This is a genomic window from Actinokineospora lacus (genome assembly GCF_053813445.1).
This window is the reverse complement of the sequence record NZ_JBQERA010000001.1, coordinates 221,994-239,289: the sequence shown is the minus strand read 5'-3', so window position 1 is coordinate 239,289 and position 17,296 is coordinate 221,994. Positions and strand designations below refer to the sequence as shown.

Sequence of the window (17,296 nt, the reverse complement as noted above, 5' to 3'; positions counted from 1 at the left end):
CCTAGTCGGGGTGCCGGGGCAGGCTCGGCAGCGCCAGGCGGTCCGCGCGCAGCAGGCGCTTGCGCAGCGCGGCGGCCACCAGGCGGTGTTCGGCGCCCGCGGTCTCGTCCGTCTTGCGCAGTCGGACCCGGGCGGCGGCGCGCAGCAGCGGCAGCAGCCCCTGGTCGGCCGAGGCCAGCCAGTCCAGCGCCTGGCGGGTGCGCCGGTCGTCGGGGTCGCAGCGCAGTGACAGCACGGTGGCGAACTGGGCGATGCGGGCCAGCTCGTAGTCGGCCACCGCCTCCAGCTCCGCCGCCTTGGGGCCCTCGACCGGGGTGCTGCCGGTCAGCGCCCAGCGCAGCAGCCCGAGCACGCCGGGCAGGTCGTCGTCGAGGCGGTCCTCGCGCAGGCCGGTCACGTTCGCGCCGTGCTGGCGGTAGGAGTACAGCGGGCGGTCCACGAACTCGACCCGCCCGCCCGCCAGGGCGACCGCGCCGATCCACTGGTCGTGGAAGGCCGACGGGCTGCCCGGCGGGAACGGCAGCACCCGCTGGCGCACCGCCTCCGCGCGCACCAGCATCGACGCGCCGGTCATGGTGTTGAGCATCAGCAGTGAGTCCACATTGGACCACTGATTGGCGCGCCTGCCCCAGAACGACTCGCCTGCGGCGTTCCCGTCGCCGTCGATCAGGCGCATGTCGGAGTACGCGAGGGTGACCGCCGGGTCCGCCAGCCTGGCCGCCAGGGTGCTCAGCTTGTCGGCGTCCCAGACGTCGTCCTGGTCGGACAGCGCGATCGCGTCGGCGTCGGCGGGCGCGCAGGCCAGCGCGCGCTCGAAGTTGCGGTAGAACCCGACGTTGGTGTCGTGGGCGAGCACGGTGAACCGCTCGTCCCCGGCGACCAGCGCGCGGATCTGGGCCACGCTCGCGGGCCCGGAGCCGTCGTCGGAGATGACGCAGACCCAGTTGGTGTGGTCCTGGGCGCGGATCGAGTCCAGCTGCGCGGCCAGGTACACCGGGTCGGGCCGGTACGTGGCCAGGCAGACGGCGACGCGGGTGCCGCCGCCGGGCCACCGCGCGGTCGTCGCGGCGACCGGCAGCCGCGACACCGTCGCCAGCGCGCCGAGGTCGCGGCGCAGGACGGTGCCGTCGACGAGGCGCACCAGGAGCGTCGTGGGCAGCGCGGTGTCCGCGTCCGATGTGGACAGTGCGACGCGGAACCGGACCCCGCTGCCGCTGGGCGCGCGCACCCCGGCCGCGGTCAGCGCGGCGGCGACGTCGGGGCGGTGGTGGCCGCGGTCGGCGCTCACCCGGTGCCCGCCGACGACCAGGTCGACCTCCGCAACGGGGAGCGCGTCGTGGGCGACCCACCCGGTCAGCTCCACGACCTGGCCCGCGCCGACGGCCACCGGCTCCGAGGGCAGCGGCAGGTCGAACCGGAGCCCGGTGTCCCGGTTGGCGGCGGCGCGGTAGCCACCGCGCACCAGCGCGCCGGTCAGCCCCGGCGCGCGGCGCGCGACCCGGCGCAGCACGCCGTCGGACTCCTCGCCCGGCCGGGCCAGCGCCAGGTCCCGGACCCCGCGGACCAGCCTGCCCGCGGGCCACAGCACCTGGTTGGCCGCGCGCACGATGCGCGAGCCCTCCAGCGCGGCCAGCCGGGCCCTGGTCCTGCCCAGCCGGGCGGCCAGCTCGTCGGCCCGCGCGACCGCGCTCTCGTGGGCCTGCTCGGCGTGGCCCGCGGCCCGCCACGCGGCCTCCGCCTCGCCGGTGGTGCGCGCCAGCTCGGCGAAGGCCCGGCCGATCCGGTCGTCCTTGACCGCCAGCTCCGAGCGCGTCATCGCGAGTTCGTGGTCCAGCAGCGCGCGCTGGTCGTCGTAGTCGTGGGCCAGCGCCGTCACGCGGTCGACCTCGGTGATCAGCTCCCGCTCGCGCTCGGTGATCCACGCCGTGGCCCGCTCCAGGTCGCCGCGCAGCCGGTCCCGCTCGGTCCGCCCGGCGAGCAGGGCGCCGAGACCGCCGTCGACGTCGGTCAGCGAGAGCGACGGGACGGCGTCCGCGGTGCGCTCGATGGCCTTGGCGATGTCCGCGGCCGCGGCGCCGGAGACGGCTTCCTGGAACGCGGCCTCGGCGGCCACCAGCTCGTCCCACCGGGTCCGGGCGGCGTCCCCGAGCCCGACGAGGCCCGCCAGCTCGACGGCCAGCCCCCGGATCGTGGCGCCCGGCCACGGCGTCGGCGCCTTGTCCAGCACGGCCTCGCGGGCGAACTCCAGCAGGGCGCGCAGCAGGACCAGCTCCAGGTCGACGCCCTCGCCGCCGTGCCACTCCAGGTCGACCCTGACCAGACCGCCCGCGCCCATGATCAGGTTGCCCGGGTGCACGTCGAGGTGGTCGGCGGGCAGCACGGGCACGCCCGGCTTCCCGGGCAGGTACGGGTGGCGCTGGTCCTGCGGCCGCGGCGGACGGGCGTCCCGGGTGCACGCGGTGCGCCAGTCGTTCAGCAGCGCGGTGATGTCGTCGGTGTCGCCCGCGCGCAGGGCGTCGAGCAGGCAGGCGTCCAGTGGGCGCCCCGGCACCAGCGGGTCGGCCTTGACCACGCGCTGGCGCAGCCACGGGTGCTGGTGGGCCCCACCCTGGTCGACGCCGTGCAGGACCAGGTCCGCACCGAGCACGCGGGTGCGGCGCCACTGCGGCAGCCTGCCCCGGGTGAGCAGCCAGGCCAGCCCCGGCGCGCTGCCCTCGGCCAGCGCCCGCGGCGTCCGCGCGGCCAGCACCAGCAGGGCGGGCGCGGTCGCGCTCGCCGCGCCCTCGGCGAGCAGCATCTCGTGCGCGGTCCGGCCGGGCAGCGGGACGTCGGCGAGGCCGAACATCCCCGAGAACGGGTGCCGGACCAGCTTGTCGACCACCTCGACGGCGTCATCGCGGGCGAAGACCGCCTCGTCCAGCACGACCCGCGGCACCACCCAGTCCGGGTAGGGGAACAGGAACCGCTGCTCGGGCAGCCCGGCGTCGGCCAGGGCCGAGCGCAGCCGCGAACGGGTCCAGCCGCCGTCGCCGCCCTGGAACAGCCGGAAGAAGCCCATCCGGTTGGTCACGGCCAGCACCAGCACCCCGGAGTCGGACAGCGCGGCGGCGGCGGTCTCCAGCGACCCGCCCTCGCCCGTGCTCACGACCAGGTCGAAGGCGCCCTCGGGGACCTCGGCGGTGACGCGGACGTTCGCGAGGTCGCGACAGCGCTCCCGGGCGGCCTCGGCCAGGTCCGGGTCGGACTCCACCGCGACCACGTCCAGCCCGGCCTCGCCCAGCGCGCGGGTGATCGCGCCACTGCCGCAGCCGAACTCGAGCGCCCGCGCCCCCGGCCGCAGCCGGACCGGGGCCAGCACGCCCGCGCGGGCGGGGGAGAAGTGCCGCGCGGACTCCCAGCCGGTCACCAGCGCGGACAGCTCGACCGACCCAGCGGTCACGTCGGCCGCGGCCCGCAGCAGCGCCGCGGGGTCGGTGGCGTCGGTCATGACAGCGGCGGGAACTTCCCGGTCTCCTCGGCGAGCAGGTCGAAGAACGCCGTCTCCACCTTCGCCGCGTCGGCGCCGAACGCCTCGACTCGGACCATGTACCCGCCGTCGGTCACGTAGTGCGCCCGGAACACCGTGGGCGCGTCGCCCCCGGAGGAGGCCAGCTTGCGGATCGTCACCTCGGGGTGCTCCGGGGAGGCGACCTTGGCGTACTTCGCCTGCTCGTAGAGGGCGTCCATCGCGACCAGCGCGGCGGAGGCGTCACCGCCGTCGGCGACCTTGAACGCCCAGATGCCCCGGCGCAGGCCGTTCTCCTCGGTGACCAGGCCGCCGACCTCCACGATGCCGTTGGCCTTCATGAGCTTCGACTCGCGCTCGGTGGGCAGCTTGCGCTGCAGCGCCTGCTCGATCGTCATGGTGCGGTTGAGCGCTTCGCGCCCGGCGATCTCGATGAACGGGCCGTCCGGCACGTTCGGCGGGGGCAGCACCGGCTCCTGCTTGGTCGTCGTCGTGGGGGCGGGCGGGGGCGGCTGCGCGGTGTCGCTGTCCTTGAAGCCGAAGAACCACACCCCGGCGCCCACCAGGCCGAGCACCAGCACGACGGCCAGCGCGATCAGGGCGATCTTGCCGCCCTTGCCCTTCTCCGGCTCGGCGAAGATCTCCGGGCCCTGGCGGGGCCAGCCCGTCTGGCCGAAGCCCGGCGGCAGCTCGTCGCCGCCCCACGGGGTGGACGCCTGCGGCACCGAGCCGGGGTGCACCGTCTCCCACGGCGGCACCACCGGGTAGGCGGGCCGCGGCGGGAGCCCGGAGTTCGGCACGATCTGGGTGTTGTCGGCCGAGGAGTCGTGCTTGCCGACGACCTGGGTGTGGTCGGTGTGCCTGCCGGGGCGCACGGCCTGGGTGCGCTCGGCTTCCTGCGGGCGGGGGCCGTTCTGCGGCGGCAGGACCACCGGCGCGACGAACTGGGTCCGCTCGTTCTCGGGTGACGGCGATGGCGCCTGTGACTGCGACTGCGACGGCGCCTGCAACGGAGACTGCGGCTGCGGCTGCACCTGCAACGGAGACTGGGGCTGGCCGGGCTGCCCGACCTGGCCGGATGCCTTGCTCAGCAGGGCGTCGCGGCGGACCCGGTAATCGTCGGCCGAGAGCTGGCCGGACGCGAGCGCTGTGTCGAGCTGGTGCAGCTCGTCCTGCCAAGACATCGAAGTCCTCCCACCCACGCGACAACGGGGGTCATTGTGCCTAAGAGCCGAATCGTCCGGGTCGGCGGTAGGCACTGCGCGGGGAGTGCCCGTCGCGGGTGCCGCTGTCCTCAGTCGGGCGGGGCCACCGCGGTCGCCGCCGCGACCGCGTCCCGAGCGCGGCCCAGCAGCTCGTCCTGCTCCCCGAGGGGGACCTGGAGGACGATCAGCTGGACCGTGGCAGAGGCCGAAGTGTAGGTGAGCCGCAGTTGCGAGGCCCGGGTGTTCGACCACTGGACCGCCTCGAACCCCTCGGGCAGGTCCGCCACGTCCACCGCGGTGTACCCCAGGTCGCGCTGCATCGACCGGATCTTCTCGGTCTGCCCGCCCGGGTCGGCGCTGGGGTAGGAGAAGGCCAGGAACTGGTAGGGCTTGTCCGCCGACCCGACGTAGGTCACCTTGTTCACGCCGAGGCCGATCAGCAGGGCCGCCTCCTCCGCGGTGATCAGGTTCTCCTGCCGCGCCTGCTGGAGGCGCATGTCGCCGCTGCGGATGTCGGCCTGGCCGGGCAGGCGCAGCTCGGTGAACCGCGAGGGGGCCTGCGTCGTCGTCGTGGGCCCGGCGACCGGGTCGGCGCCGCTGAACGACCACAGCCAGATCCCGGCCGCGATGAGCACCAGCACGAGGAGCGCGGCGAGGGCGGCCGGCCACGGCTTGGACGTCGTCGACTGGGCGGTGGAGAAGATCGCCTGCGCCTGGCCGGGCGTGACCCGCGCCGACGCGGTCTCCGCGGCCGGGAGCGGCCAGGACGCCGGGACCTGGTGCTGGTTGTGCCGTGGTGGCTCGGCGGGCAGGCCCGGCCCGGTCGCGGGCTGCGGGCGGGCCATCAGCGGCTGCGCGGACGACGCCTCGGCGAGGATCTCGTCGCGCTTGCTGCGATGCTGGGCCGCGGAGATCTCGCCCGCGGCCAGCGCTTGGTCCAAGCGCCGGAGTTGGTCGAGCCAGTCGGTCATCTTTCTCCTGCTCCCAGCCGCTATTGGCGCTCGTGGGACCGGTCGCGGTCCGAATACGAAGCGTGGGCATCGTACCCGGACGGTTGTACGGCTCGTGGGGAGTCGCGGCGACTGGTCCTGATCAGCCCGAATCGGACGGCCAGGCCGATATCGGCCACGGTGTGGCACACGCGCAGAAGCAGGCCCACCGCGGTCGCCGCCCCCAGCCCGATCAACGGCGTCAGCACCAGCGCGATCACCGCCTCGCGCGCGCCGATGCCCGCGGGCGCGAACACCACCGCCACCCCGACCAGCCAGCCGAGGGCGAACCCGCCCGCGCTGACCAGCCCGAGCTGGGCGCCGGGCCCGTCGAAGGCGGCGGCCAGCAGCCACGCCGACGCGCCGTAGCAGACCCAGGCCACCGACATCCAGGCCGCGGGCCGCAGCACGTGCGACCACCGCAGCGGCGGCACGCCCGCGCCGGAGCGGTCCACCTTGCCCGCGATGAACCTGACGACCCTCGGGTGCAGCAGCGCCAACGCGGCGGGCGCGGCCAGGACCAGCCAGCCGAACCGCCCGGCCAGCGTCGGCTGGCTGACGACCAGGGTGGCCGCCACCAGCACCGAGGTCACCATGTGCACGGCGAGGAAGGTCGCCCCGGACAGCAGCGCGCGGCCCGCGGGCACACCCGCGTCGCGGGCCAGCCGGGCCTGCGCCAGGAACGGCCACACCGCGCCCGGCAGGTACTTGCCGACCTGGGCCGGAAAGAAGATCCGCCGGGCCCGCGCGGGGCTGACCGTCGAGCCGAGCCCGGCCAGGCAGGCCCGCCACACCTCGGCGGTCACCAGCAGCCCGAGCACGGCCAGGGCGAGCGCCGCGACGGGCCGCCACCAGGGCATCCGGCCCAGCGCGTCGCCGACCCGCGCCCACTCGCCGTGCAGCGCCCATGCCGCCACCGCGCAGGCCAGCACCACGAACGCGATCGCGGCGACGTCGGCCCAGCGGCGGCGCTCACGCACGGCGCACGATGCCGGTCGTCGTGGGGTAGGGCAGGGCGGGGGTGGCGCCGCGCAGGTGCTCGACCCGCAGTCCCGGGGCGCGCAGGGCGGGCTGGTAGCGCTTGCGCCGGACGTTGTCGAAGACGACCACCCCGTCCGGGGCCAGGTGGTCCAGGGCCCGGCGGAAGCTGTCCACCCGGGCGCGGCCGTCCACCACGACGAGGTCGAAGGGACCGCCGACGGTGTCGATGGCGGCCACGTAGTCGCCGAAGTCCAGGTGCTCGTGGCCGTGCCTGCCCGAGCGGACCGTCGTCGCCGCGGTCGCCGGGGTCGGCGCCACGATCCGCAGGTCGACGTTGGGCAGGTCGGCGACCAGCTCGCGCACGTGCCCGCCGAACCCGGCGTCGTGCTCGACGCTGTGCACCCGCGCGGCGCGGCGGGCCAGCCACACCGTCGAGGCGCCCGCGCCGAACTCGAAGACCCGCGCGGCGGGCCGGGCGGCGAGGAAGCGCTCCACCTCGCGCATCGCCGGGTAGCTCCACCAGGCCAGGTCCTGGGCGGCGAGGTCGTCGACGTCGTGGATGGAGAACAGGGACCGCACGTGCCGGGCCGCGGGCGAGCGGCTCGCGCCGAGCCGCTCCAGCAGCCCGGTGCGGGCGGCGACCCTGCGGGCCGACTTGACCGCGTGGACGTACCCCGAGCGCAGCGCGCTCACCGCTCCAGCCTCAGGGACGGGCGCCGCTCGGGCGCGGGTTCGGTGCGTTCGGCCAGCAGGTCGACCACCTCGCCCTTGTTGGCCGTGCGGTGCAGGACGATCTCGGCGATCAGCCCGAGGGAGACCATCTGCACGCCCAGGATGACCAGCAGGATGCCCAGGTTGAGCAGGGGGCGGGTGCCGATCGGGTCGGCGGTGAAGATCCACACCGCGGTCAGGTAGGTCAGGACCAGGAAGCCGATCCCGCCGAACAGCAGGCCGAGGCCGCCGAACAGGTGGGCCGGGCGCCGCCCGTAGCGGGTGATGGTCACGACCGTCATGAGGTCGATCGCGCCGCGCACGTAGCGCTCGAAGCCGTACTTGGACACGCCGTGCTCGCGGGCCCGGTGGTTGACCGCGCGCTCGACGACCTTGTAGCCGTGCTGGTGGGCCAGGGCCGGGATGTAGCGGTGCAGCTCGCCGTAGAGCGGCAGCTTGCGGTACACCTCGGCGCGGGCGGCCTTGAGCCCGCAGTTGTGGTCGTTGAGCTTGAGGCCGGTGATGACGCCGGTCGCCTTGTTGAACAGCTTGGACGGCAGCCGCTTGGACAGCGGATCCTTGCGGTCGGCCTTGTAGCCGCTGACGAGGTCGGCGCCCGCGTCGAGGTCGGCCAGCAGCCGGGGCACCTCGGCGGGGTCGTCCTGCAGGTCGGCGTCCATCGTGACGATGATGTCGCCGCGCGCGTCGGTCACCGCGGCGGCCAGCGCGGCGGCCTTGCCGAAGTTGCGCCGCAGCCGCAGGGCCCGCACGTTCGGGTGCCGGGCGGCCAGCTCGGTCATGACCGCCCAGCTGCGGTCGGTGCTGCCGTCGTCGACGAAGATCACTTCGTAGTCGCGGTCGGGGACGGCGGCGGCGAGCTGGGTGACCAGCTCGCCCAGCGTCGCCTCCTCGTCCTTGACCGGGACCAGCACGCTGATCTCCACGGGCTTCTCGCTCACGCCGTCCCCTCCGGCTCGCTCTTGGCCACCTCGGCGGTCAGCATCCGGCCGTCCAGGAGCACGATCACCAGGCGAGCGCCCGGTTCGTCCCGGCCGGCCACGGCGAACCCGGTGTTCTGGCCCGTCCACGGCAACCGCGCCACGACGTCCGGCCGCGGCTGGGCGACCATGCCGCCACCGGTGACCGTCCCGTCGGGGGACACCAGCATCGCGCACCGCGCGCCGAGGGTCTCGCCCGCCACCCACCCGCGGACCACGAGGGCGTCGCCGCTGGGCTTCACGTCCTCGACCCAGCCCGCGTCCTGGGCGTCCCCGCCCGGCTCGGGCGGCGTGGGCAGCGGGGTCGCCCGCGCGAGGTCGACCCGCGAGCCCAGCTCGGGTCCGCCGCAGCCGAGGCTGAAGTCCCCGCTGAACGGGTAGTGCCCCATCGCGGCCAGGCGGGGGTTGAGCGTGTCGGCGTCGGGCAGGCGGTAGCCGAGCGCGTCGGCCAGGCCGGCGCGCATCGCCACGGCCTGCAGGGGCGCCTCGCGCACGTTGGACCGCACCGAGATCGCCTCCGGCGACCCGAGTGCGAACCCGAGCACACCCGCGGCCACGGCGAGCACCACCGCCCGGCCGGCCTGCCGCCGGGCGACGACGACCGCCACGACGATCACCAGCAGGGACAGGCACGACAGGGTCGACAGGGAGGTGTAGCGGCCGGTGAGGCCCTGGTTGGCGCCGTAGTCGAGGCGGGCGAGGGCGATCATCCCGCAGCACATGAGGCCGTGGGCGGCCAGCGCCCACCAGAACAGCAGGTCAGGCCGCCGGGCCTCCCGCACGGTCAGCAGCGCGGCCAGCGCGCCCACCACGACCACCCCGGCGAAGGCGGCCATCCCGGGGTCCCTGGCCGTCCACAGGTGGCCGACCACGGTGAAGAACCGGAACACCAGCGTGCCCAGGTCGTCGGTGCCCGCGGCGCCCGCGTCCACCGCGGGGCGCAGCGCCGACCACCCGGCCAGCACGCAGGCGAGCATCCCCACCGGCAGCAGCCGCCGCCACATCGGCTCCCCGCGGACGGTGGCGATCACCGCCAGCGCGATCCACACCGGGAACCCGGTCCCGTAGCTCAGGCAGGCCAGCAGCCCGGCCACCCAGGCGGGCCACCACCGCCCGCGCGCGGCCAGCAGCAGCGCCGCGACGGCGAACAGGTTGGCCATCAGCCAGGCGGCGCCGCTCATCGCCATCGCGAAGTTGTGCAGCCCGTGCGGGCTGAAGACCAGCGCGGCCGCCGCGACCACCAGACCGGCCCTGACCAGCGGTGGGAGGGATTTCGGCAGGGCCATCCGCAGCAGCAGCACGGTCAGCGCGGCGATGCAGACGACCGCGAGGCCGAGCACCCGGTTGTCACCGTCGAAGAAGCGGGCGTCGATCCAGTAGAGGACCGAGGGAAGCATCAGCGGGTGCTCGTTCTGCAAAGTCAGCAGCCCGGCGGGCTCGAAGCCGCCGTCCGGGGTGGTGATCCGCAGCAGGACCGCCCAGTAGTCCAGCAGCGGCAGCCTGGGCGCCCGCACCACGTCGATGACCATGGCGATGAGCGGCACCAGCGCCAGGGCCTCCACGAGCGCGGGCGCGACCCGCCTGTCCGTAGCCTTGACCTCGGGCGCCACAGGCGCGGACACGGTGGTGGTCACTGCTCTCCCCAACTGATTCCGGACGTTCCCCGGGACGGCAGTGTAGGAGGAGGCATTTCGCCGGGAGACCGCGTCGGGCGCGGCGGCCGTAGACTGGAAGCCATGATGCTGTTCGGGCGATCCAAGAGCCGGATGGTCGAGCCGGGCGCCGCGCTGCCCGGCCGCGAGACCCCGCTGCCCGGTGTCCCCACCACCCACGCCGTGACCGGCGCCCCGCTGAAGCCGCCGTTCCCCGAGGGCATGGCCACCGCGGTCTTCGGCCTCGGCTGCTTCTGGGGCGCCGAGCGCAAGTTCTGGCAGACCCCTGGCGTGTACTCCACCGCGGCGGGCTACGCGGGCGGGTACACCCCCAACCCGACCTACGACGAGGTCTGCGGCGGCCACACCGGCCACACCGAGGCCGTCCTCGTCGTCCACGATCCGGCGGTCGTGTCGTACGAGGCCCTGCTGAAGGTCTTCTGGGAGTCCCACGACCCAACCCAGGGGATGCGCCAGGGCAACGACGTCGGCACCCAGTACCGCTCCGGCATCTATTTCACCGACCCCGCCCAACGCCCCATCGCCGAACAGAGCCGCGCCGCCTACCAGCAGGCCCTCACCACCCGCGGCTACGGCGAGATCACCACCGAACTGGCCGACACGGGCCCCTTCTACTACGCCGAGGAAGTGCACCAGCAGTACCTGCACAAGTTCCCCCACGGCTACTGCGGTCTAGGCGGCACCGGCGTCTCCTGCCCGATCGGTCTTGTCAACGGCGACGCCTGATTCGCCGATGCCACACGTGAACACCGGCGAGAGGACAGGGCATGGCATCGAACGGCCAGGTTGACCGGACCGAGGTCACAGGGGCGAGCAAGGCAGCCCAGGAGGCCGAGGACTGCGGCAGGCTGGTCGAGGTGTCCCGCCTGGAGAAGGGCTGGACCAGTGCACAGCTCGCGGAGGCCGCGGGCGTGACCGAATCCGACGTGGTCCAGTTCGAGTCGGGCCGAACGACACCGGTGGAGCCGACGCTGTCGCGGTTCCTTCGGGCGATGGGCTACGTCTCCTAGAGACGCCAGGCTTGGTTCACGGCCGGGCAGGGCGCATGATGCGCGCTTATGGGTGCGCGGGAGAAGGTTGCCAGACAGTTGGGTCGGTGGGTGGAGCCTGGAGAGGTCCACGCCCGGGGGCGGGAGTTGCGGGAGGCGGTCGGGCTCCAGGCGCACCGGAAAATGCTGCTCGCCGTTGATCGGCCCGGGGTTGCCGAGTTCGTCCTGCGGTCCAACGAGGGGCGGATTCCGGAGCTGGCGCCGTTGCGGGTGGGGCGGATGCTCGCCTCGCCGTTCGCGTTCTTCCGGGGTAGTGCTGCGCTGATGGCGGGGGACCTCGCCGCGGGGCCGCGCAGCGGGGTCGACGTGCAGTTGTGCGGGGACGCGCACGCGGCGAACTTCGGGCTGTACGGGACGCCCGAGGGGCAGATCGTGATGGACATCAACGACTTCGACGAGACCGTCCCGGGGCCGTGGGAGTGGGACCTCAAGCGGTTGGCGACCAGCTTGGTGCTGGCCGGCCGTGAGGGTGGGGTGAACGAGGCGGCGTGCAGGCGGGCCGCGGAGGACGTCGTGAAGTCCTACCGGCGCACCATCGACCACCTCGCCGAGCTGCCGTTCCTGGAGTCGTGGACCGCGCTCGGGGACGAGTCGGTGCTCAGCAAGGTCGACGCCAAGGCGCTCATGGACGACTTCGCCAAGGCGGCCAAGAGGGCGCGCAAGAACACCAGCGCCAAGGTCGCCGCCCGGTGGACGCAGCGCGGGGCGGACGAGCGGTGGCGGTTCATCCCCGACCCGCCGGTGCTCAGCGCCGTCACCCCGGGCACCGCGGAGGCCGTCATCGCGGCGCTGCCGGAGTACGTCGACTCCCTCAGGGAGTCCCGCCGCAACCTGATCATGCGGTACGGGGTGTCCGACGTGGCCTTCCGCGTCGTCGGCACGGGCAGCGTCGGGCTGCGCAACTACCTGGTGCTCCTGCACGGCAACGGCGGCGAGGCGCTGGTGCTGCAGGTCAAGGAGGCCCGGCCGTCCGCGCTCGCGCCCTACGTCGACGCCACCAGCAAGCACGAGGGCAAGCGGGTCGTGCACGGGGCGCGGCTGGTGCAGGCCGAGACCGACATCCTGCTCGGCTGGACGACGGTCGAGGGCAGGCACTTCATCGTGCGCCAGTTCCGCAACCGCAAGGGCGAGATCGACGCCACCACCCTGGGGGCCGACCACCTCGACGACTACGGCCGGTTCGCGGGCGCCCTGCTCGCCCGCGCCCACACCCGCTCGGTCGACCCGCGCCTGCTCGCGGGCTACTGCGGCGGCGACCTCGATGAGGCGATCGCGGGCTACGCGGTGGACTACGCCGACCGCACCGAGGCCGACCACGCCGAACTGGCCGCCGCGGTGCGGGCGGGGCGACTGGCCGCGCACGGGGACGCCTGATCCGTACGATTCGCCCGGTGGACCGGAAGCGGCACGGCCTGCACTACACCCCGCCCGCGCTCGCGGCGTTCGTCGCCGAGCGCGCGCTGGCGGCGGCCCCGGCCGGTCCACTGCGGGTCCTGGACCCGGCCTGCGGTGACGGCGAGCTGCTGGCCGCCGTCGCCCAGCGGCGTCCCGACGCCGTCCTGACGGGCTACGACCTGGACGAGCGCGCCGTCCACATCGCCCAGGCCCGCCTGCCTGACGCCGCGATAGCGCACAAGGACTTCCTGGACGGCCCGCCGCCGGAGCGCTTCGACCTCGTCATCACCAACCCGCCCTACGTCCGCACGCAGGTGCTGGGGTCCCAGGCCGCGCACCTGGCCAAGCGGTTCGGCCTCCGGGGCCGGGTGGACCTCGCGCACCCGTTCGTCGCCATGGCCCCGCAGCTGCTCGCCGACGGCGGCGTGCTCGCCCTGCTGTGCTCCAACCGGTTCCTCAGCACCCGCGCGGGGGAGAACGTGCGCACGGTGCTCACCCGCGACCTGGCCGTGCGCGAGGTGTTCGACCTCGGCGACACCCGCCTGTTCGCCGCCGCCGTCCTGCCCGCGGTCGTGATCGCCGTCAAGGGCCAAGAACAGCGACCGGCGCACTACGCCACCGCGTATACCACAGACCAACCCGCGACCGGCACGGACCTGTTCGCCGCGCTACTGGACACACAGGACAGTGTCATCACCCTGCAAGGGCGCAACTACGCCGTGCTGACCGGGACCCTCGACGACTGGCGGCTGTCCACACCGGAACGCGCCCGGCGGCGCGAGGCGACCGACCGGCACACCTGGCGCACCGTCGGCGACATCGCCAAGATCCGGGTCGGCATCAAGACCACCGCCGACCCGGTCTTCATCGCCGACTGGGACGCCCTGCCCCCCGACCGCCGCCCCGAGGACGCCCTCCTGCGGCCCCTGCTGAGCCACACCGACCTGCAGGCGTGGGCGACCCCCGCCGAGCCGCGCCTGAAGGTCCTCTACCCCTACCTCGACCTCGCCACCAGGCAGGTCGTCGACCTCGCCGAGCACCCGCGCGCGGCGGCCTACCTGGCGGGCCACCGCGAACGCCTCGAGGCCCGCGCCTACCTGGCCAAGGCGGGCCGCGAGTGGTTCGAGATCTGGGTGCCCCAGCGCCCGGCCCTCTGGCGCGCGCCCAAGATCGTCTTCCCGGACATCAGCCCCGACCCGCGCTTCACCCTCGACCGCAGCGGCGCGGTGGTCAACGGCGACTGCTACTGGATCACCCTGGCCGAGACCGGCGAGGACGTCGCCCACCTCGTCCTGGGCGTGGCCAACTCGACCTTCGGCCTGCGCTTCTACGACGAGGTGTGCGGCAACCGCCTCTACGCGGGCCGCCGCCGCTGGATCACCCAGTACGTCGCCCGCCTCCCGCTGCCGGACCCCGACGGCGCCCCGGGCCGCCGGATCATCGCCCTGGCCCGCGCCCTGACCCGGGGCGCGGGCGACCGTGCCGAGATGGACGACGCGGTTGCCGCCGCCTTCGGCCAGGCGTGAGCACGCGAAAGGGCCCGGATCGGTGATCCGGGCCCTCGGCGCGAGCGGACGACGGGATTCGAACCCGCGACCCTCACCTTGGCAAGGTGATGCGCTACCAGCTGCGCTACGTCCGCGTAACGGGGAGAACTATAACCGCGAGGGAAGACGTGGTGACGCGGGGGTCTCCGTCGGCGTCCCTTCGGGCTGATCGACCCCTCCTGCTGTGGGAGCGCTTGCTCACCCGAATGGGGGTGGCCGACCGTCGGGTAACACTTACCGTTATTCACGGTTGAGGTCCGATGGACCCTCGAATGTGGCATGTTGTTCAGGATTGCCAGGCGGGCTGGAGGAGGTACCGGGCCGGATGAGCTGGAACGACCGGCCCGCCGACGCGCCGCGGGCCAGTGGCGGGTGTCCGCAGGACCGTGTGCTGCTGGAACGGCTGCGGGCGGGGGAGAACGCCGCCTTCGGGGAGCTGTTCTCCCGGCACTGCGACGCGGTGCGCAGGCTGGCCCTGGGGCTGGTGTCGGACCGCGCCGAGGCCGACGACCTGGTGGCCGAGGCGTTCTTCCGGGTGCTGCAGGCCATCCGCCGGGGCTCGGGGCCGGTCGACAACGTCCGCGGCTACCTGCTGATCGTCGCCCGCCGCGTGGCGTGGGAGTGGAACGGCCGCCGCCGCGACGTGCCGGTCTCCGACGAGGAGCTGGACGTGCGTGTGGGCGCCGACCCGGACACCACCGGGCAGTCCACCGAGCGCACGCTGATCACCCGGGCGTTCGTCAGCCTGCCCGAGCGCTGGCGCAGCGTGCTGTGGAAGGTCGAGGTCGAGGGCGAGCGCCCGGCCGTCGTGGCGGGCAACTTCGGGCTGAGCCCGAACGCCACCGCGGCGCTGGCCCGCCGGGCGCGGCAGGGGCTGCGCGCGGCCTACCTGCAGGCCCACCTGACCACCGAGAGCCGCCCCACCGGCTGCCGCCCCGTGCTGGAGAAGCTGGGCGCCTACACCGCGGGTGCGATCAAGGGCGCCGAGCACCACCGCGTCAGCTCGCACCTGGCGGCCTGCCAGTCCTGCACCTCCATGTATGACGAGCTGCGCGACGTCTGCTCGGGCCTGCGCGCGCACGCGGCCTACATCGGCGTGCCGGTCATCAGCATCGGGCTGTGGCAGCAGATCAAGGGCTTCCTCGCGGGCGCGAAGGCCCAGGTGGCGCTGACCGGCGCCGCCGCGGTCGGCGCGCTGGGCCTGGCGCTGCTGCCGTGGGGCTCCACCGAGTCCGACCAGCTGGCCATCGACGACCTCGACGCGGACCAGGGCATCGTCCTGACCGACACCTCGGCGCCCGAGCCGCCCGCGGTCGTCACCACCACCGGCGGGCGCGCCCCGCAGCGCCGGGACGAGACCATCGCCTTCGAGGCGGCTCCCCGGGCCGACCCCACGACGACCACCGACGCGCCGGGCACCACCTCGGACACCGCGACCGGCGACCCGGCGGGACCGGCCCCGCGGATCAGCACCACCACCGCGGCCCCGAACATCAGCGCCGCGCGCTCGCAGCCCGAGCCCTACGACGCGTCGCTGCCCGTGGTGTACCAGAGCAGCTCGACGCAGCGGAAGTGGTCGGTCTACGACGACCGCGAGGTCTACACGGTCACCACGCGCGAGACCCGGGTGAACTCGGCCAACCAGACCACGGTCGTGACCAGCTCCGCCGTGTACACCAGCATGCGGGCGCAGCCCTCCGACGCCCAGCTCATGTCGACCCCCGCGGGCTGAGGCGTTGATCAACTAACCCGGCGGTGCGACAATCGGCGCGGGCGGGCTGCTCGTCTGTCCCGCGGGCCGCCGAGAGGGTACTTTCGGTGTCACGCACTGTGTCGTTCCCGTTACCCGCGCCGAAGGGCTGAACATGACGCGCCAGGTACGCGATTCCAACGGCAGGCTGTGGACGGTGCACGGCACGCTCGAATGGCGCACCCCGGCCACCGAGGACGATTTCGAGCACGACGTCGCGGCGGGCTACCTGCCGGGGGTCTTCATGATCGTGCTGATCGCCGTGCTGGGCATCGTGCTGGTCAGCTGGATGCCGGAGGACGTCGTCGTCCCCGGCTGGCTCATCCTGGTCCTGCTGCTGGTGGCCCTGTTCTTCCCTGTCCGGTGGGCCCTGCGCAGGCCGTGGAAGCTGGTCGCCGAGACCGGCGACGACGCCGAGGACGAGCCCGTCGAGCGCTGGGTGGGCGTGGTCCGGGGGTACTTCACCGCGCGCGGGGAGATCGCCAAGATCGCCAAGAGCATCCAGCAGGACACCCAGCCCAGCTGGGAAGGCGTCCTCAAGCCCATCGAGTGACAGCGGGGCGCGCACGGGCGAGACTGGTGCGGTGCCCGAGCTGCCCGAGGTCGAAGCCCTAGCCCACCACCTGCGCGAGCACGCGGTCGGCCGCGTGGTCGCCCGGGTCGACGTCGCCTCGCTGAGCGTGCTCAAGACCGCGTCCCCGCCGTGGACGGCCCTGCACGGCCGGACCGTCACCGCCGCGGGCCGCCAGGGCAAGTACCTCGACCTGGACTGCGACGGCGTACACCTGGTCGTGCACCTGGCCCGCGCGGGCTGGCTGCGCTGGTCGGACACCCTCTCCGCCGTCCCGCCCAAGCCCGGCAAGGGCCCGCTGGCGCTGCGCGCGCACCTCGGCCCGCCCGGGGAGGGTCCCGGGTTCGACCTGACGGAGGCGGGCACCAAAAAGGGCCTGGCCGTCTGGATCGTGGAGGACCTCGCCTCGATCGAGCAGATCGCCACCCTCGGCCCGGACGCGCTCTCGCTGACGCGCGATGAGTTCGCCGCCCTGCTCCAGGGTCGCTCAGAGCGCCTGAAAACCGTCCTGACCAGCCAGCGGGTCCTGGCCGGGATCGGCAACGCCTACTCCGACGAGATCATGCACACCGCCCGCCTCTCGCCCTACGCGACCGCGGGCAAGCTCGACGCGGACGCCATCGACACCCTCTACGGCGCCCTGCGCACGGTCCTCACCGACGCGGTCGAGCGCTCGGTGGGGCAGGCCGCCGCCCGGCTCAAGGGCGAGAAGCGCTCCGGCCTGCGCGTGCACGCCCGCACCGGCCTGCCCTGCCCGGTGTGCGCGGACACCGTCAGGGAGGTGTCGTTCGCCGACAAGTCCTTCCAGTACTGCCCCCAGTGCCAGACCGGGGGCAAGCCGCTGGCCGACCGCCGGATGTCCCGGCTGCTCAAATAGCGTGCCCCGGCCTTGTCACGCCCGCCGCCGGACGGGAGCATGACC

At 74.1% G+C, this 17,296-nt stretch carries 14 protein-coding genes and 1 tRNA gene; 7 read left to right on the top strand and 8 right to left on the bottom strand.

The genetic code is table 11. The features are described from left to right. Window position 1 precedes the first annotated feature (1 nt). The 7 genes from ACTG9Q_RS01210 to ACTG9Q_RS01180 form a co-directional block, all read right to left on the bottom strand. On the bottom strand, window positions 2-3,487 hold the full coding sequence (locus ACTG9Q_RS01210; RefSeq protein WP_455570671.1) for a glycosyltransferase: 3,486 nt from the start codon (window positions 3,485-3,487) through the stop codon (window positions 2-4). Continuing rightward, on the bottom strand, window positions 3,484-4,689 hold the full coding sequence (locus tag ACTG9Q_RS01205) for a hypothetical protein (RefSeq protein WP_455570670.1): 1,206 nt from the start codon (window positions 4,687-4,689) through the stop codon (window positions 3,484-3,486). Before ACTG9Q_RS01205 ends, ACTG9Q_RS01210 begins: the two co-directional genes overlap by 4 nt. Before the next feature lie 110 nt (window positions 4,690-4,799). Further along, a complete protein-coding gene (locus tag ACTG9Q_RS01200; protein ID WP_455570669.1) occupies window positions 4,800-5,681 on the bottom strand; it encodes a hypothetical protein in 882 nt (293 codons plus the stop codon). Between the two features lie 20 nt (window positions 5,682-5,701). Beyond that, window positions 5,702-6,679, bottom strand: a complete 978-nt coding sequence (locus ACTG9Q_RS01195) for a lysylphosphatidylglycerol synthase transmembrane domain-containing protein (RefSeq protein WP_455570668.1) — start codon at window positions 6,677-6,679, stop codon at window positions 5,702-5,704. Beyond that, on the bottom strand, window positions 6,672-7,373 hold the full coding sequence (locus ACTG9Q_RS01190; protein WP_455570667.1) for a class I SAM-dependent methyltransferase: 702 nt from the start codon (window positions 7,371-7,373) through the stop codon (window positions 6,672-6,674). The genes ACTG9Q_RS01195 and ACTG9Q_RS01190 overlap by 8 nt, the downstream gene beginning before the upstream one ends. Continuing rightward, window positions 7,370-8,350 carry a glycosyltransferase family 2 protein gene (locus ACTG9Q_RS01185; RefSeq protein WP_455570666.1) on the bottom strand — a complete coding sequence of 327 codons (981 nt, stop codon included), beginning with the start codon at window positions 8,348-8,350 and terminating at the stop codon, window positions 7,370-7,372. The genes ACTG9Q_RS01190 and ACTG9Q_RS01185 overlap by 4 nt, the downstream gene beginning before the upstream one ends. Continuing rightward, the gene (locus ACTG9Q_RS01180) at window positions 8,347-10,023 is read right to left on the bottom strand and encodes a hypothetical protein (protein WP_455570665.1); all 1,677 of its coding nucleotides are present in this window, start codon (window positions 10,021-10,023) and stop codon (window positions 8,347-8,349) included. The genes ACTG9Q_RS01185 and ACTG9Q_RS01180 overlap by 4 nt, the downstream gene beginning before the upstream one ends. Before the next feature lie 102 nt (window positions 10,024-10,125). On the opposite strand from ACTG9Q_RS01180, the gene msrA reads away from it, so the two are divergent. From msrA to ACTG9Q_RS01160, 4 genes are read left to right on the top strand one after another with little or no spacing between them, the layout of a single operon-like run. Continuing rightward, complete coding sequence (gene msrA, locus ACTG9Q_RS01175) at window positions 10,126-10,788, top strand: peptide-methionine (S)-S-oxide reductase MsrA (protein ID WP_455570664.1); 663 nt, start codon at window positions 10,126-10,128, stop codon at window positions 10,786-10,788. 41 nt (window positions 10,789-10,829) lie between these two features. Next, window positions 10,830-11,072, top strand: a complete 243-nt coding sequence (locus ACTG9Q_RS01170) for a helix-turn-helix domain-containing protein (RefSeq protein WP_455570663.1) — start codon at window positions 10,830-10,832, stop codon at window positions 11,070-11,072. 48 nt (window positions 11,073-11,120) lie between these two features. After that, window positions 11,121-12,485: a DUF2252 domain-containing protein gene (locus ACTG9Q_RS01165; protein ID WP_455570662.1), complete on the top strand. Its 1,365-nt coding sequence runs from the start codon at window positions 11,121-11,123 to the stop codon at window positions 12,483-12,485. Between the two features lie 17 nt (window positions 12,486-12,502). Further along, entirely contained in the window at window positions 12,503-14,032 is a 1,530-nt protein-coding gene (locus ACTG9Q_RS01160; RefSeq protein WP_455570661.1) for an Eco57I restriction-modification methylase domain-containing protein, read from the top strand. A gap of 43 nt (window positions 14,033-14,075) precedes the next feature. Here the strand turns inward: ACTG9Q_RS01160 and ACTG9Q_RS01155 are convergent. Then, a tRNA-Gly gene (locus ACTG9Q_RS01155) sits at window positions 14,076-14,148 on the bottom strand. 230 nt (window positions 14,149-14,378) lie between these two features. Between ACTG9Q_RS01155 and ACTG9Q_RS01150 the strand changes: the two genes are divergently transcribed. From ACTG9Q_RS01150 to ACTG9Q_RS01140, 3 genes are all read left to right on the top strand, one after another. Beyond that, on the top strand, window positions 14,379-15,785 hold the full coding sequence (locus ACTG9Q_RS01150) for a sigma factor (RefSeq protein WP_455570660.1): 1,407 nt from the start codon (window positions 14,379-14,381) through the stop codon (window positions 15,783-15,785). Window positions 15,786-15,918: 133 nt separating this feature from the next. Continuing rightward, window positions 15,919-16,356, top strand: coding sequence for a DUF983 domain-containing protein (locus ACTG9Q_RS01145; protein WP_455570659.1), 438 nt, complete (start codon window positions 15,919-15,921; stop codon window positions 16,354-16,356). Window positions 16,357-16,387: 31 nt separating this feature from the next. After that, window positions 16,388-17,251: an Fpg/Nei family DNA glycosylase gene (locus ACTG9Q_RS01140; protein WP_455570658.1), complete on the top strand. Its 864-nt coding sequence runs from the start codon at window positions 16,388-16,390 to the stop codon at window positions 17,249-17,251. The last annotated feature ends 45 nt before the right edge of the window (window positions 17,252-17,296 follow it).

What these genes read in the sequence shown, in the direction of transcription:
- ACTG9Q_RS01170 (WP_455570663.1), top strand. Translation starts at nt 10,830, where the DNA reads ATGGCATCGAACGGCCAGGTTGACCGGACCGAGGTCACAGGGGCGAGC.
- ACTG9Q_RS01165 (WP_455570662.1), top strand. Translation starts at nt 11,121, where the DNA reads ATGGGTGCGCGGGAGAAGGTTGCCAGACAGTTGGGTCGGTGGGTGGAG.
- ACTG9Q_RS01150 (WP_455570660.1), top strand. Translation starts at nt 14,379, where the DNA reads ATGAGCTGGAACGACCGGCCCGCCGACGCGCCGCGGGCCAGTGGCGGG.
- ACTG9Q_RS01210 (WP_455570671.1), bottom strand. Translation starts at nt 3,487, where the DNA reads ATGACCGACGCCACCGACCCCGCGGCGCTGCTGCGGGCCGCGGCCGAC.
- ACTG9Q_RS01145 (WP_455570659.1), top strand. Translation starts at nt 15,919, where the DNA reads ATGACGCGCCAGGTACGCGATTCCAACGGCAGGCTGTGGACGGTGCAC.
- ACTG9Q_RS01205 (WP_455570670.1), bottom strand. Translation starts at nt 4,689, where the DNA reads ATGTCTTGGCAGGACGAGCTGCACCAGCTCGACACAGCGCTCGCGTCC.
- ACTG9Q_RS01200 (WP_455570669.1), bottom strand. Translation starts at nt 5,681, where the DNA reads ATGACCGACTGGCTCGACCAACTCCGGCGCTTGGACCAAGCGCTGGCC.
- msrA (WP_455570664.1), top strand. Translation starts at nt 10,126, where the DNA reads ATGATGCTGTTCGGGCGATCCAAGAGCCGGATGGTCGAGCCGGGCGCC.